The 16,198-nt window shown below is 58.2% G+C and carries 6 protein-coding genes; all 6 read left to right on the forward strand.

The genetic code is table 11. The features are described from left to right. Positions 1–9 precede the first annotated feature (9 nt). The 6 genes from GH681_RS13075 to GH681_RS13100 are packed head-to-tail and all read left to right on the forward strand — an operon-like array spanning position 10 to position 16,122. On the forward strand, positions 10–2,082 hold the full coding sequence (locus tag GH681_RS13075; protein ID WP_153161892.1) for an N-6 DNA methylase: 2,073 nt from the start codon (positions 10–12) through the stop codon (positions 2,080–2,082). Further along, positions 2,079–4,103 carry an N-6 DNA methylase gene (locus GH681_RS13080; protein WP_153161893.1) on the forward strand — a complete coding sequence of 675 codons (2,025 nt, stop codon included), beginning with the start codon at positions 2,079–2,081 and terminating at the stop codon, positions 4,101–4,103. Before GH681_RS13075 ends, GH681_RS13080 begins: the two co-directional genes overlap by 4 nt. Next, entirely contained in the window at positions 4,100–5,494 is a 1,395-nt protein-coding gene (locus GH681_RS13085) for a restriction endonuclease subunit S (protein ID WP_153161894.1), read from the forward strand. Before GH681_RS13080 ends, GH681_RS13085 begins: the two co-directional genes overlap by 4 nt. Further along, positions 5,494–9,651, forward strand: coding sequence for a protein kinase (locus tag GH681_RS13090; RefSeq protein ID WP_153161895.1), 4,158 nt, complete (start codon positions 5,494–5,496; stop codon positions 9,649–9,651). The genes GH681_RS13085 and GH681_RS13090 overlap by 1 nt, the downstream gene beginning before the upstream one ends. A gap of 55 nt (positions 9,652–9,706) precedes the next feature. After that, complete coding sequence (locus GH681_RS13095; RefSeq protein WP_228111898.1) at positions 9,707–11,278, forward strand: hypothetical protein; 1,572 nt, start codon at positions 9,707–9,709, stop codon at positions 11,276–11,278. Next, positions 11,275–16,122: a hypothetical protein gene (locus GH681_RS13100; protein ID WP_228111899.1), complete on the forward strand. Its 4,848-nt coding sequence runs from the start codon at positions 11,275–11,277 to the stop codon at positions 16,120–16,122. Before GH681_RS13095 ends, GH681_RS13100 begins: the two co-directional genes overlap by 4 nt. Positions 16,123–16,198 lie beyond the last annotated feature (76 nt).

The following is a 16,198-nucleotide window of genomic DNA, read 5'->3' on the forward strand; positions in this document are numbered from 1 at the left end:
AGTTTTTATATGAGCAGAAAGAAGAACAAGCAGGCCGAGAACACCATCCCGGCGGGATATACGCTCGACTACGTTTCCGGAAGACAGGTCAAGGAAACGAAAAAAGAACTCGTCCGGCAGCGGGTGGTTCGTGCCCTGATCCATGAATACGGATTCTCGCCGGAAGACATGGAGCTGGATTTCTCCATTGGCGGGCGCAAGAAGGTGGATGTGGCCATCTTCCACCACGGCAAGGACCACACGATTGAGAATCTCAGCCGCGCCGTGATTTGCCGCCAGGAACCGAACGTCGGCAAAAATGCCATGCGCATCCGCGACTTTGAGCAGGCCGCCAAAGACCTCGACGAGATCGAAACCATCATGCGCGAGGTCGATGCCGTTCAATACGGCTTGTGGACCAACGGCCTGGAGTTCTTCTTTGTCGAGAAAGAGCAGAAGCGCTTCGAAACCAAGTGCAACCCCATCGGCGACTGGCCGATGGCCGAAGAGTCGGTCGGCACTAAGGAGGTCATCTCCGATGCCCATACCCGTGTCGCCGACAACGAGATGCTGAAGATCACCTTCCGGCGTTGCCACAACTTCATTCATGGCAACGAGGGCATGCCCAAGGACGCCGCCTTCTGGCAATTCCTGTACCTAATTTTCTGCAAGATGCACGACGAGAACCTGCGTGCCAAGCAGCGGCAGGCCTGGCAGCGCCGTTTCTGGGCTGGTCCCAGGGAGCAGTTCGAGCCACAAGGGCGCAAAGCCATCCGTGCCCGCATCGAGGAGCTCTTCACCGAGGTCAAGAAGCAGTACAAGAATATTTTCCGAGGCAACGAGGAGATCACCCTCTCCGACCGGGCACTGGCCTTTATCGTTTCGGAACTGGCCAAGTACGACTTCACCCGAACTGACGTCGATGCCAAGGGCTTGGCCTACCAGGAGCTGGTTGGCGTTAACCTGCGTGGCGACCGGGGCCAGTATTTCACTCCTCGAGGCGTCGTGAAGCTGGTCATTGAGATGCTCGACCCCAAAGAGACCGAGACTCTGCTGGACCCGGCCTGTGGCACCGGCGGCTTCCTGGTCGCGACCCTGGGGCACATGCTGAAGAAGTTCCGCGAAGAGCAAAACATCCAGGCCGGAAACGAGAACACCACCGAGTTCCTGAACATCCACGAACGGCTGAAAGAGTATGCCGCCGCCAATGTCTTCGGCACGGACTTCGACCCGTTCCTGATCCGCGCCGCTCAGATGAACATGGTGCTGGCGGGCGACGGCCGTGGACACATTTACAACATCAACTCATTGGAGTTTCCGCTGGGGCATCTAGCGGACTTGCCGAGCGTCAAGAAGGAGATCCCGCTGGCGTCGGTGGATATCATCGCCACCAATCCTCCCTTCGGCTCCGACATCCCGATTACCGACAAGCACATTCTGGAGCAGTACGAGCTGGCTCATAGCTGGGAGCCGGACGGCGAAGGTGGATTCCGCAACACCGGCGTTCTCAAGGGCAGCGTTGCCCCCGAGATCCTCTTCATCGAGCGCTGCATCAAGTGGCTCAAGCCGGGAACCGGCCGCATGGGCATCGTTCTTCCCGACGGAGTTCTCGGCAACCCGGCCGCGGAATACATCCGCTGGTGGATCATGCGCGAAACGCAGGTGCTTGCTTCCGTCGACCTGCCGGTAGAAGCCTTCATTGCCGAAGCCAACGTCAACATCCTCACCAGCTTGCTGTTCCTGCGCCGCAAGGACGACCAGGAGAAGCATCGCGAGGCCCTGGGCCATGCCGAGGAATACCCAGTCTTCATGGCCGTTGCCGACAAGGTTGGCTTCGACCGCCGCGGCAACAAGCTCTACAAGCGCACACCGGATGGCGAAGAGATCGTTGAACCCAAGCAGCACGTCGAGCGCATCCGCATCGGTGGACGCTTCGTGGAACGGACCCTGACCCGCAGTGAGAAGATCGAGGACAACGATCTGCCGGTCATCGCTGAGAAGTACCGTGAATTCCTAAGCGAACACGATGGGCGGACACCCACCAAGAGATCCTCGCCCAGCCGGACGCATGAACGCCCCGCGAATAAGGTGGCAAGCAGATGAGCGACGACAACGACGACGACATCATCGAGGCCCCGCAGGATGCTGCCGAAGAGAGCGGCCCGGATAACTTTTTCATCGACATCCTGACCGGCAACAAGGAAAGCGCCTCAGCCAAAAAGCTGCTGGTGCAGAAGGTTCTGCGCCAGCTCATCGAAAGCTACGGGTTTGATCGGAACGACCTGGAGGTGAACTACAACCCGCAGATCTCCGGCCAGGGGCGCAAGCGCATCGACATCGCGATTTTCCGCCCCGATGCCGAGCACAACAACGACAATCTGCAGCGCATCATCGTCTGCAAAAATCAGAAAAAGCGCGACAAGCTCCGCTCCATTGTCGAGGCCGACACCGACCTGCGCGAGCTCAAGGAACTGCTTGAACTGATCCCGGGCGCGACCCTTGGCATGTGGACCAACGGACAGGAGGAATTCCTGTTCCAGGTCGAGCGCACCCGTTTTGAAGTCCGGCCCAAACCGCTGGGTGTCTGGCCGGTTCCGGGCGAACGCACCACCGATCTCGATCGCACCGGCGGTGTCATTCAGGTCAGCGCCGAAGCGGAAGATCTGGAAGACGCCCTGATGCGCTGCCGCCAATATCTGAACCGCAACCTTGGTCTCGATCACAAGGATTCCTTCAAGCAGTTGGCCGTGCTGATGCTGGCCAAGATCCACGACGAGACCCTGCCCACCGGTGAGCGCAGGTTCTGGATCAGGGGTGACGAGCCTTTCACCGAGGCGGGCCAACAGGCCATTGCCCAGCGCATCACCGAATCCATTGCCGCCGCCAAGGCCTGGCAACCAAACCTGCTGACCCGTGGCTGGGATCTGACGCTGGAACCCCACGAGACCGCCCGCGTGGTCATGGAGCTGGCCCGTTACTCCCTGAGCGAAACCCAGCCCCGTCACCGCACCGGGGCCTTCCGTGCGGTTGCCCGCAGCGTGATGGACGGCCGTGAGGGCCGCTACCCCACGCCGCTCAATGTGGCCGAAATGGCGGTGGAGATGCTCGACCCGCAACCCGGCGAACGCATCATGGACTGCTCCAGCGGTACCGGCACTTTCCTGGCCATGACCGCCGCGCACATCTTCAAGAAGAAACTGGCAGGCCTCGGCACCACGCCTGAAGAGGCCACCAACGAACAGATCCGCCAAGCGCAAAACGAAACCGCCGCCTGGGCGGCCAGCAATGCCCTCGGCTGCGACATTGATCCCTTCCTGGCCGTGGCCAGCCGCATGAACCTGCTGTTCACCACCGGCAATCCCGGTCGTGTGTTCCGCATCGATGCTCGCACCTTCCCGGACGGCGATCTGGATGGCATTGAAGCCGCTCGCCCGGCCATGCCGCTGGGCAGCATGGATATGGTTCTGCTCAACCCCTGGTTCTCGACTCAAGACACGGTCAGCGACGCCTCCATCCTGGAGCGTTACGACCTGGGCAACAACTGGGAGCGCGACGAGGAAGGTGGATTCCGCAACACCGGCAATCTGAGCACCGGCGGTGTGCCGCCCGAGGTGCTGTTTATCGAACGCGCCCTGCAATGGGTGAAACCCGGCACCGGCCGCGTGGGCATCCTGCTGCCCGACGGCTTGCTGGGCAATCCCGGCGATGAGTACGTGCGCTGGTGGATTCTGCGCCACTGCGAGGTCTTGGCCTCGGTTGACCTGCCGGTGGAGCCGTTCAAGGTCACGGTGAAGGAATATGGCCTGACGCCCGCCTTGCCGAGCCTTTTGGTATTACGCCGCCGCAGCCAGGAGGAACTGATCAATACCGAGCATCCCGAATACAGGGTCTTCATGGCCGTGGTGGATCGGGCTGGTGTCGATGCCCGGGGCAATCTCCTGTTCCAGCGAGCCCTGGATGGTGAAGAACTGGTTTTCGATGAGGAAGTGATTGAGCGAGTTCGTGAAGGTGGTGAAGTGGAAATCCGCCGGACCACACGTCGCAACCGCCGCGTTCATGACGAGCTGCCGCTGGTGGCAGAGAAATACAAGGAATTCCGCGCAACCGGCGAGGTGACGTTATGAGCAGAAAATTCCAGGTAAAAGCTGTGCCAAGTTCTTGGCTGGAGCACAATGGCCGTCGCTTGGACTGCGGGCCTTATATGTCTGGCGCTATAGAAGCTGCCGAACTAATGAGGCAGTTCAGCGCAGAACCACTTGAGAGCCTTACAAAAGACATATTTCATGCAGGCAGAGAGGGCAGACAGTATGTTCTGGATGCTCAGCATGGTGTTCCCTTTATGGGAAGCACAGATATTTTGGCTTTCGACCTCACGTACCAACCCCTGCTGTCCAAGAAGCAGGTGAACAGAAACTCACAGTTCACCATACGGAAAGGCTGGACGCTGATTACTCGTTCAGGTACGACAGGGAGGATGGCGTTTGCTCGCGAGAGCATGGATGGCATGGCCTGCTCTGAGCACGTAATGCGGATAGTTCCCGACGCGAATAAAGTACCAGAAGGCTACATCTTTGCTTATCTGTCATCTCGCTTTGGAATTCCTCTTGTTGTCTCTGGAACTTACGGGTCGATAATTCAAAGTATAGAACCACACCATGTCAGCAACTTGCCTGTGCCACGATTGGGAGAGGTGGAGGCGGTTGCAGACCAGTTAATCCAGCGCTCTGGAAGCCTTCTTAGTAACAGTCAAGCAAAGCTTAACGAGGCTACGGAACTCTATTTTGATTCTGTTGGGATTTCAGATATTAATCCAACGGAGTGGCACTCGTGGGGCAGTGATCTTGGATTTGCCACCTCTGTAAGTTCGAAGTCTTTGCGGGCTTTAAATTTTAATCCTCGATTTGAGCGGCTTTGCTCGCAAATCAAACTAGGTCGGTACAAGTCGCTTGGTGAAATATGCGAGGAAGGAACGTTACGCAGCGGTCCAAGATTTAAGCGAATTGATGCAGCTCCCGAACACTCCTATCAACTGGTTGGCCAAAAGCAGATTTTTTGGCTGCGTCCAGAAGGGCGTTGGATTGCTAAAGCCTCAGTTGGAGAGGAAGTTCTCGTTTCCGATGGCACGATACTGGTGGCCGCCCAAGGAACGCTTGGTGAGGGGGAGTTATTCTGCCGTGCTGAGTATATAACCGGAAGCATGCTGGAGCGAGCCTATTCACAGCACTTCCTGAGAGTCATTGCCGACGAAGCGAAGATCGAACGAGGGGCGCTGTTTGCATTTATGCGTTCAGAAACGGCATTCCGAATGCTCCGCTCTGCTTCGACAGGAAGCAAACTTCAAGATTTCCATTATGCAGTTTTGCCGTCTTTACCGATCCCTTACCCAGAACAGGCGGTCCGCAAGAAGTGCCATGACTTAGTCCTGGAGGCTTATGAGGCCCGCGATGAGGCCATAAGGCTCGAAGACGAAGCCCGCACCCTCGTCGAGCGCACCATTGAGGAGAGAGGCCGCTAATGGCGAAGGTCATACCCATCGGGCAACCCGCGAACGAATCTGAACGCCAGGCCATCGGTTTCCTTCGGGATCATCTGCCCGATGGTTGGCTGATCTTCCACAACTTCGAGATGCGCCAAGGCCAGGAGGTATTCGAGATCGACATCGCCATCCTCGCGCCTCACGCGGTGTATCTGGTGGATGTCAAAGGGACGCGGGGCAACATCGATGTGTATGGCTCCAAGTGGTATCCGCAGGGGCGGCAACCGTTTCACTCGCCCCTCGCGAAGCTTCGTCACCACGCGAAGGTGATGGCCAGCTTCATCCGCGATAGCAATCCCGGACAGATCGAGCTGCGCAAGGCTCATGTCCATGCCGCCGTGTTGCTCACTGCCGATGACGCCACCGTGTTCGATCAGGCGGGCATCGACAGCCCGGACGTGACCGACTTCAAGCACTGCCTGAAATACTTCCGCGACGCGAGCCGCATCCCTGACAACCGGCTGGATAGCATCACCCGTTTCCATTCCCAGATCGCCAAGGCGATCACCGGCAACGCCAAGCCCAAGAGCGCGGCGCTGGTGTTCCGCGACTGGCAAGTGGAAGAGAAGCTCGGCGGCACCGACCGCTATACCGAGTACCGCGCCAAGCACAACCTGTTGGGCAAGAGCGGCGGCATGGCCCGCCTGCGGGTCTACCAGGCCGACCCGTACCAGGACGAGGCCGCCCGCAAGGAAGAGTTCAAGAAGATCAGCAACGCCTATCGCGCCGTGGCGCACATGCCGACCCACGCCAATGTGCTAGCGGTGAAGGATCTGTTCGTCTCCGACGATGAAGACAAGGTGGTGCTGGTCACTGAGGATCTGCCTGGCCAGGCCCTGCGCCTCCACATCAACAAGGTCTCGATGGCGCTGACCTTCGATCAGAAGCTCCAAGTGATGCGCGACGTGCTGTCGGCCCTGGACCATGCGCACCGGCATGAGGTGATCCACCGCAACCTGACCCCGGACGCCATTCTGCTGACCAAGGGCGGCCAGGCCCGGGTAACCGATTTCGATTTCGCCAGGGTGGGCAAGAACCGCACCTCTACCATCGCCGATCAGGTGGTGGATGATCTGGATGCTGCCTACCAGGCTCCAGAGTGCTTCAAGGACCCGACCCAGGCCAGCATTGCCTCCGACCTCTATGCCGCCGGGCTGATCTTTTACGAACTGCTGACCGGCGAGCTGCCCTTTGAAAGCGTCGACCAGATGATGGAGGCCGATGGCAAGTTCCCCATCAAGCCCTCGGAGCACAAGCCGGACCTGCCCAAGGGGATCGACGAGTGGTTGCAGAAGTTCTGCGAGTTTGACCCCGAGGAACGGCACACGAGCGCAGCCATCGCTCGCAAGGCCCTGGATGACCTGATTCTGCCCGAGGCCAAGAATGACTCCGGCCCGGATGTGAGCGGCCCGGCCGTGGTTGTGCCACAGCTCCCGGATAACCTGATGAACTTGCCGCAGGATTTCATCCTGGCGGATCGCTTCCGCATTCAGAAGAAGTTGGGTAGCGGCGGCTTCGGCGTTGCCTACAAGGTGTTCGATTCCCTGGGCGATGTGGTGCGCGTCATCAAACTGGTGACCAAGGACCGTCGCAGCGTGTACGAACGGCTGCGCCGCGAGTACAAGACCCTGACCAATCTCCCCGAACATCCGCATGTGGTGAAGGTGATCTGGGCGGATCGCATGGCCGATGCCAAGCAGACGCCTTACATTGTCTTTGAGTATGTGGAAGGTTTGGATGTTTCCGATCTGATCGATGCCGAGGCGTTGTCGCTGGATGATGCCGTGCGCATCGTGCGCGAGGCCGCCGAGGGGCTGGCCCATCTCCACAAGCACGGCGTTTACCATCAGGACGTCAAGCCCTCCAATCTGCTATGGACGGACAAAGGCGTCCGCATCATCGATTTCAACGTCGCGGTCTCCGAGAACGATGAGGTTCAAGGTGGTGGCGGCACGCGCCGTTACCTGCCGCCGGATTACGACTACTCCTCCGAGCCGGATGCTTCGGATCGAATGGATCGTGACCTCTATGCCTTGGGCATCTCCTTCTATGAGTGCCTGACCGGCAAGTATCCATTCGACGATCCCACGCCGCCGATCAAGACTCAGCCCAGGGACCCCAAGCAGTTCAAAGGCTGCGCCGACCTCAGCTCGTCGCTGGTCAATGTGCTGGCGAAGATGATCGCGCCGGAGCGCAAGGACCGTTTTGCGTCGGCGGAGGAGTTCTTGATTGCCCTGGCCGAGGTCAAGCGCCTGCGCTCGGTGCTGACGACCGGCGAGATTGGTGCCGGACCCAAGGTGGTGTCCAAGCTGGGTTTCGAGCCAACCAAGCCCAATACCAACCCCTTTGTCACCCACCTGCTGACGCTCTATAGCCAGAGCCAGGTGTCCAACGCAGGCACCCGTGGCCTCGACGAAGTTGGCAAGGCCACCTACGTGCCGACCTATCTGGACGAGAAGCTCAAGCCCGCGCTGCTCAAGGGCGAGTTCCGTTTGGTAATCATCAGCGGTAACGCCGGTGACGGCAAGACGGCCTTCATCCAGCAGTTCGAGGCCTTTGCCGAGAGCAAGGGCGCACAGATGCAGCGCGGCGCGAATGGGGCTGTGTTCCAGCTCAAGGGGCATACCTACCAAAGCAACTACGACGGCAGCCAGGATGAAGGCGACGAGCGCAACGATGCCGTGCTTCAGAAGTTCTTCGCTCCCTTCGCGGGCAAGGATGCCTCCGGCTGGCCCGAGAATCAGACCCGCCTGATCGCCATCAACGAGGGACGGCTGGTCGACTTCTTCCTTGAGCATGAAGAAGAGTTCCCGTTGCTCGCCAAGCAGATCCAGCATGGCTTGGCCGGAGCTGCTCCGGAAGGCGGTATCGCAGTTATCAACCTCAACCTGCGCTCGGTGGTCGCCGAACCCGAGGAAGGTCAGCCTTCGATTCTGGAGCGGCTGATCGCCCGCATGACGCAGCAGGAATACTGGCAGGCATGCGACAAGTGCGATCTCAAGGGCAAATGCTACGCCTATCACAACGCCCGGACCTTCCAGGACCCGGTTGCCGGTCCCAAGGTGATCGAACGCCTGAAGATGCTCTACACCATCACCCACCTGCGCGGCCGACTGCACATCACCATGCGCGACCTTCGTTCGGCGCTGGCCTTCATGCTGGTAGGCACCCAGGATTGCGACGGCATTCACCACCTCTATCAGAACGGCGGAGAAGAAACCCAGAATCGCATCCTTGACGGTTTCTATTTCAACTCGTGGCTTGGTGGGGCGGAAGGATCCAATGACCGGCTGATTGCCTTGCTGCGCGAGATTGACGTTGCCGAAGTCAGCAATCCCGATCTGGACCGCGAGCTTGGCTTCCTCAATCCCAAGACCAAGGCCATGAGCCGCTTCTCGTTCGCGGAGCGGGCTGGGTACGACGATGAACTTGTGGCGACGCTGTTCCGCAATCTGCCTCGCGATTACTCGTCGAAGAACCGTGCTCGACTGATCGCCAAGCACCGCAATTATCTATCGCATATGCGCCGTCGCCATTTCTTTGAGCGACGCGACATCGGCTGGAAGGAGATGCTGCCATATGGAAGCATCGATCCCTTCCTGGATGCCATTGAGCAGCCGGGAGCAAAAAGCGCAGATGAGGTTACCGCCATTCTTCGAGCCATCAACCGGGGCGAAGGTCTGAGCGATCCGGCGCGTTTGGGCAACCAGTTGGCGCTGCGTGTTCGCCAGGTGGATAAGGGCACCATCCGCAGTTACCGTCTCTTTGACGGCGACCATTTCACGCTCCGCACCGAGCAGGAAACAGCGGCTCATCCTTTCCTTGAATGCCTGTCTCAGGCGCTGGTGCTGCTTTACGACTCCGGCGACGGGCACAAGGCCAGCCTGCGCATCAATCTTGACATCTATGAAATGCTGATGCGGCTCAACAACGGCTACCGTCCCAGCATCGAGGAACAGGAAGGTTTCTTGTTAAGTCTGGCTGTATTTAAAAACCTGTTATCTGCTGCACTCTATCAAGAAGTTCTGCTGACGGAAAATGGGCTCCGGTTCTACCAGATAAACAGAAAAGAGGATGGCGTATTGGCATTGGGTGTTTCTGAAAAGGGGGCTGAATATCATGTCAATCAAGGGTAGAGACAAGGAGTTCAGAACACCTAAGGTCAGTTATTTGCATTGGCAGCACACGGAAATGGATCGTGTGCTGACCATGCTCTTTCCTCGCCTCAAATTCAATGGCTATGGCAGTCGCAAGCCGCCACGCGCAAATATTTTACAGCCAGAAGAATTTGCAGATGAAATGATGCTGTCCGAAGAGGTTAAGCAGTATTTTGAGGGCTTTGACGAACATCCCTCCATTGTCCACAAGTGGGTAGAGACCGAACTTCTTGATGTGGTAAATCGGGGCAAGTCGAATCAAGCTGTCGCCTCTCCGCGCCCGCTTCATGGAGAGACCTACAAATTTCGAAATGCGAAGCACTGCCGTGATTATGGGGCAGCCGAGCAGATTTATTGGATGCTCTACTATGCCCGCAAAGGCAAGGGCCAGGCCGCCCGAGACACGCTAAAACGCTTCTTTTTCCCTGGGATTGACCATGTAACCGGTAGGCATGAATCCGGCACGGTCGTCGATGTAGAAACCCAAGCGCTACTTCGCTTCGACTCCCAAGTTACTCAGGACACACAGGACTCCAAGGAGCCCGAGCGCTTTCCACCACTTCTGATCGATCAGGCCGACATCATGGCCGACGACATTCTGCGGCTACTGGCCTATGAGCCCTATATTCCTCGCTCGGTGCTGGTGGACTATCTCAAAACCCTGATGGCATTCCATCTGGCGCTCTACCACCTCAAGCTGTTGCAGATGCTGCCCAAGCTAGTGAAGCAGCGCTCGGACAATGCGCTGGAGAGTTCACCTGATCCCGTGGCGCTGGTCGTGGATATGGGGGACATCAACAATCCGCATATGGTCGAGCTGGCTCGCAAGTCCACTGACCGGCTCTATCGCCAGATTCCTGCCTTTGTGCAGGCCAATTTCGTCGTCAAGAAGCTCGATGAGATGGCGGAATACCTGAGCAAGAAGACGGGCAAGCTGGCTACTCCAGGGGGCGGCGTGTTCACCGTCGGCGATCTGGTTTCTCTACTGAAGCCCGAGCACGACGCCGAACTCCAAGCCTACTTCAAGTTCCGCCTGGCCAGCCTGATCGAGGAATCGACCTCTGGAAACGAGGACATCGATCCGGAGATCCGGGAAGTCACCGCCATGGGCCTTGGTGAGTTCGAATCCTTCATCGAAATCCTGATGGCATATCGCGGCAAGTATCACCGCCAGTACATCACTGAGTGCCTGGACTCACTGCTGCTGAAGAACAAGGAGAACGGCCTGCTGGCCCAATCCCGAACCAAGGGAAGTCCTCGGCGGTTTGTGCTGGGAAGCAAGCTTCTTGAAGTGCTCCTTCAGGTGGCTGTGCTCACTCAGGATGACGGGCGTTTCGTGACCCGCGAGGTTCGCATCGAGGAGTTGCTGGCCTTTTTGAGAAGCCGCTACGGCCTTCACATCGACCGGCTGCCGGAAGGAGCACAGGCCAACGGCAGCATCCTCGACAGACGCGCCCTGCGCCTCAACCTCGAAGCCTTCAAGCGTCGCCTGCGTGAAATCGGGTTCTACGAGGACCTGTCGGATGCCTACGTGACCCAGAAGGTATCGCCCCGCTATGCGATTGAGAGAAATGACGGAACAGATAAAAACGGGAGGCACGCATGAGTAATGCGTTCACCAAGCTTTCCCAGGATAAGTTGAACGCGGCGGTCGCTTGTCTGCTGTGCCCCCGTATCGAAGCGATCCTGGGTGACCGTGGCCCAGGCCACTGCATGCGGGTCACCGATCTCGATGACGAAGTAATGGAGTCGGTCTGCAAGGAACTACGTCGGACCCGGCCCGACGGAAACATCTTTATCCTCGGCAGCCATGATCAGGAGGGCCAGCCCTTCCGAGTCACTTCCACCAAACTGGTGGAGTTGCGCAACCCGGACGCGAACGGCGAGCTGCGTCAGCCTTTGCTGGTCTTCATACCGACTTCGCTTCGCACCAGCGCCGAGGACTCTTTCGGTGTGGCGACCTTCGAGGAGCTGACCTTCGCCGGTATCTACGAGGACCTTATCGACTCGCTGCTTGATCGGCTCCCGACAACACTGGTTGGCCATGCTCGCGATCTTTTGGGCATCCTCACCGAGGAGGAGTGGCTGTTTGCCGACCATGTTTCCCGCGTGCGGTACCTGCTCACTGCGCTCGAAAACGGGATTGATGGAGAAACCCTCGGGGCCAGCCTGTATGAATTGACGTTGATTCCAGACTTCAAGCTCTTTGCCGATCCCGGCATGGTCAATGGCAAGATTCGCCGTAACCTTGGCAGCGTCCGCAGTCTGATGGCCTCGCACAAGTCGGTTCGTGGTCGTATCGCCGATATGGGACTCAGCGACAAGGCATTGGAGTTGCGACTATTCACCTACTTTGAAAAATACGATGTCCAGGAGCCCGAATCCTGGACGCCGCCCATCGCGACCGACAAGAGCTGGTGGAGCATTTCTTTCGACAAGTGGACGTTCCAGGAAGAGCTTTCGCTGGACAAGGTCCTGCTGACAGTGCTGGAGACCGACTTGCCGGTCGTTCAGGAGGATGAGACCGACGACCAACTCTCCGGCCTCATCGGGCAACAGGTTCTGGTGCCGAACGACCGCCGCAAAATGAACGTGGTGTTCGAGGTTAGCCCTCACCCCGGCAAGGTCAGCGGGCTTGATCATTTTACGGTTCAGATCATTTCGCAGAATGACGGCCCGGTAGGAAAATCTAAAAAAGTCAAGGCCTGGACGCCGAACCGCCTGCAATGCACGACCAACTTGGCCAAGCTCAATAAGATCGAATTCGAGGAAGGCTGGCATTTCATCCGTGTAATGCCTTGGACGGCCGATGGCGATCCGATTCCGCTGGAAGCGGATTCCGTCTCCGAGGGCGCAAGACGTTCCTACGAGAGCGAACCTTTCTACGTCCTGCCCGGTGGCAACATCGAGGAAGAACCACCGCAACGCGCCATACCCATTGAGCAGAGCCTGGAGCATGCGCGTTTCCGGCTGCAACTGACTGCCCTGGGCGATGAACGCGATCCCGATGATATCGCCATCAGTGGTGTCGCCTGGGCCGAGGGCGGTCGTTCCAAGAAGACCTCTCGCCAGGAAACCCTACACGCAAAATTCGGTCGTGAGGGCGCGGTTCAGATCCCGCTTTCGCGTATGCTCAAAACCATCGAGCAGCGCGTCTTGGCGGAGCCCAAGCACCCGTCAGGCTGGCGAATGCAGATCAATCTGGATACCGCCGAGCCGCCTTCCGAGGTTGGACTCACGCTGCCATCTTCCGCCGCGATGGCTTCCTTCCTGGCTGCCCGCGAAGAGTTTTTTGCAGCAGTGCGCAAAGACACTGCCGAGCTGATCATGCAGGGGCTTTCGTTCCGCGACTCGGAAAGGGAATGCCTCGCGTATGCTGAAAGCTACCTTGACTTGGTCAGGAACCTCATCCGTCAGGCCGAGACGACTTCTGGTGCCGAGCGTCAGCAACACTTGCAAGCGCTCAGAAATGTGCTGGCCGTCGATTCCATTCATGTCATCTTGACCGACTTCGGTGGAAGGCACCGGGAGGCTGTTTTGGTCTCCCCAACCCATCCGCTCCGTGCCTTGTGGCTGAGCAGTTGGGTCGCCCTGGGTAAGGATTGGATTGAGAAGATCAAGTCAGGCGGGAAGGATCACATTCCTCACGTCCGTTCCGCGCTGTTGGATGGCCTTGTGCCCTCTGCCTATCCGGTCGGTATTCCCGTCGAGGATGGCCGCATCTTCACTCCGGTGGACAACCTGAATGCTTTCTGGGCGCTCTACGCCCCGACGACCGAGGAAAATTCCCGTGGTCTGATGGCGGAAATCTGTTCAGCTCTCGGCTTGGCCGAGCCCTCTGCGGCGGGATCAGATATTTCCGGACAAGTCATTGCGGACAAGATCGAGCGCTATCTCTCTCAGCATCCCTATGTTCGAGAGTTATCACTGAACATCTTCAACCCCGGGGCCGGCTCGGTGATTGCGGAGGCTCTGCTATCGCTCCAGCAGAAGCGCGAGCATGCCGATTTGCGCTATGACGTGCGGCTCTTTACCACCGATCCCGACTCACCTGTTTTGGGCGAGGCACTTGAGTCGATGGTCCGTCCCGGAGCCACGGTAAACGAGGCCGCCGACGCATTTGCGACCTCAACGGGCAGCCATCTGTTCTCCAAGCTGAACTTGGCCAAGCACCCACTGAATGAATTCCATGCAAATTCCAAGGAGTTCCCGGCGCACATCAGTGTTCTTCTGGATGTGTTTCCCGCCGAGGAGCTTTCCATTGCAGAGAAGCCGATGGGGGTGACCCCGCTGCATGGGCTGATACAGGACTTCGACACTGAGTTCGTTGATGACGATTCGGGGACCTTCTGGAACAAGCGGCCGATTGTCGGGCGCTCCCTCGGCGCGGACAACCATGCGGCGTGCTTCGATTTGCTGTCGTCCCTGAGCCGACACCTCTGTTTTGCTACCTCAGCGGTTGCTGCTTCTGGTGCCAGCTTCAAGGCTGTGCCTGTGGTGACCCTTGGCCTCGATGTGGCCCAACGAGAACTGATCTACGAGGTTCACCAGATCAGCGATTGGGTGTTCACCATCGACCGAAATATGGGGATTGAGTTCTTCGACCATGGCGGCCGGAAGAACAGACCGGACTATCTGATTGACTATGTGCCGGGAGCCAGCTCCCAGGCGACACACAACCTGATCATCTCGTCGCGCTCAAACGATGAACTGGAGGCGATGCTGAAGCCGGTGCTGCTTGAGCATGGCTTGTCCGCCGACGGCGAGCAGTCGGTTCAGATCCTGGCAAATCTGCGGTCGCTGTCCGGTCAGCTTGCCCTGAAGCTGATTTCTGCTCGCACACAACAGGCGGAAGCACTTGGTCTGGCTTTGGCTCGGCTCTACCTCGAATATCAGGGCGCATTGAGCAATCAGGTCATTGTGCCGTTGGATGCGCACACGGACCTTTACCGCTCAAGCGGTGAGTCAGACGATGTCAATGATGCCATCAGCCTGCAACGCACCGACTTGGGATTGTTCGACTTGGATTTGAACACCAGAACGATCACTTGCAACCTGGTCGAGGTGAAATGCTATTCGCAAGTTGGCGACTTTGCGGCCTTCAACCAACTGAAGGAACGGATTTCCGCCCAGATCAATCAGAGCGAGCGCATCCTCCAGCGCCACTTTGACCCGGCCTTGAAGAAGCCGGACCGGCCGGATAGATTGCTCAAGAGCCGGGAGTTGGCTCAGATCCTTCGTTTCTATCTAGAGCGCTCACTGCGTTACGGGATCTTTGATGCGACTGCTGCGCAGGAAGCACGAGGGTTACTTGAATCCATCGAGCAGGGCTACTCGCTTCAGTTCAGACGCTGCGCCCTGATCTTCGACTTCGACAAGACCGGAACCGAGGCCCCGGACAACGAGGTTGGCATTGAATTCCACCGCATCGGTAAGGATCTCATTCGCGCCTTACTGGAGAACTGCCGCAAGCCTGTTTCCGTCGAGATTGAGGAAGAACCGACCGCGCACCTTCTTAGCGAGCAGTTCATACCGAACGTGCCAAAACTTGAGACCGCGGCCTTTATCGCACCCAAGAGAGCACGGTCAACGTCCTGGACGGTGGATGAGCTCTGGGACGATGATCCGGAGGTACCAATCACCGCGCCAGCACCCTCGGCCGCAGAGGGAGCACCTGCGCCTGCTCATCAAGAGGCAGAAGAACAGGTGAGCCCTGTCGAGCCACCCCCTCCGCCTTCTATCGCTTCGGAAGTCGAAAAGGAGGACGAACAACCTGCCGTGGCTGCGATACCGGAAGCGCATGCTGAACCAGAGCCTGAAGGGCACCCGGCGTCTGAGCCTGTGCCTCAAGCAGAGGCCAGCTATGACATCATGCTCGGCGTCAATGGCGACTCGCCTCAGTACGGATTACTCGGAGAGGTCTCCGGTAGAAAGGTCGCGCTAGATCTCAACCACACCCACACGATCAGTCTCTTTGGGGTTCAAGGCGGCGGCAAGAGCTACACCCTTGGAACGGTAATCGAGATGGCCTCCATGCCGTTCCAGCATATCAACGTGCTGCCAAGCCCGCTTGCCACGGTCATCTTCCATTACAGCCCGACGCAGGATTATGCACCGGAGTTTACCTCGATGATCAATGCCAACTCGGTGGATGAGGAGATTCGTGTCCTTCGCGAACGTTACAAGGCCAACCCAGAAGCGCTGAAGGATGTGCTGATTCTTACCCCTGCGAACAAGGTGGATGATCGCCGGGCCGAGTACCCGGATATCGAGGTTAAGCCGATTGCTTTCTCTGCCTCCGAGCTTAAGGCCGCCCACTGGAAATTCCTGATGGGCGCGATTGGCAGTCAGAGCATGTACATGCGCCAAATCAATCTCATCATGAGGGGCCTGCGCGACCAATGCTCCCAACTTAAGCCCCCTTATATGCCAAATGCTGGTGCGGCTTGACGCGTCGTGGCCTGGGGTAACTTCGATCAGGTTGGATGTGGCAGCGGGCACACGCGATGGCGTCAAGCACGGTCTG

The sequence above is a fragment of the Zoogloea sp. 1C4 genome (assembly GCF_009469605.1).
Classification (GTDB): domain Bacteria; phylum Pseudomonadota; class Gammaproteobacteria; order Burkholderiales; family Rhodocyclaceae; genus Zoogloea; species Zoogloea oryzae.

Excerpts from the sequence above, each read along its gene's own strand:
- GH681_RS13090 (WP_153161895.1), top strand. The coding sequence starts at position 5,494 with ATGGCGAAGGTCATACCCATCGGGCAACCCGCGAACGAATCTGAACGC.
- GH681_RS13095 (WP_228111898.1), top strand. The coding sequence starts at position 9,707 with ATGGATCGTGTGCTGACCATGCTCTTTCCTCGCCTCAAATTCAATGGC.
- GH681_RS13085 (WP_153161894.1), top strand. The coding sequence starts at position 4,100 with ATGAGCAGAAAATTCCAGGTAAAAGCTGTGCCAAGTTCTTGGCTGGAG.
- GH681_RS13075 (WP_153161892.1), top strand. The coding sequence starts at position 10 with ATGAGCAGAAAGAAGAACAAGCAGGCCGAGAACACCATCCCGGCGGGA.
- GH681_RS13080 (WP_153161893.1), top strand. The coding sequence starts at position 2,079 with ATGAGCGACGACAACGACGACGACATCATCGAGGCCCCGCAGGATGCT.
- GH681_RS13100 (WP_228111899.1), top strand. The coding sequence starts at position 11,275 with ATGAGTAATGCGTTCACCAAGCTTTCCCAGGATAAGTTGAACGCGGCG.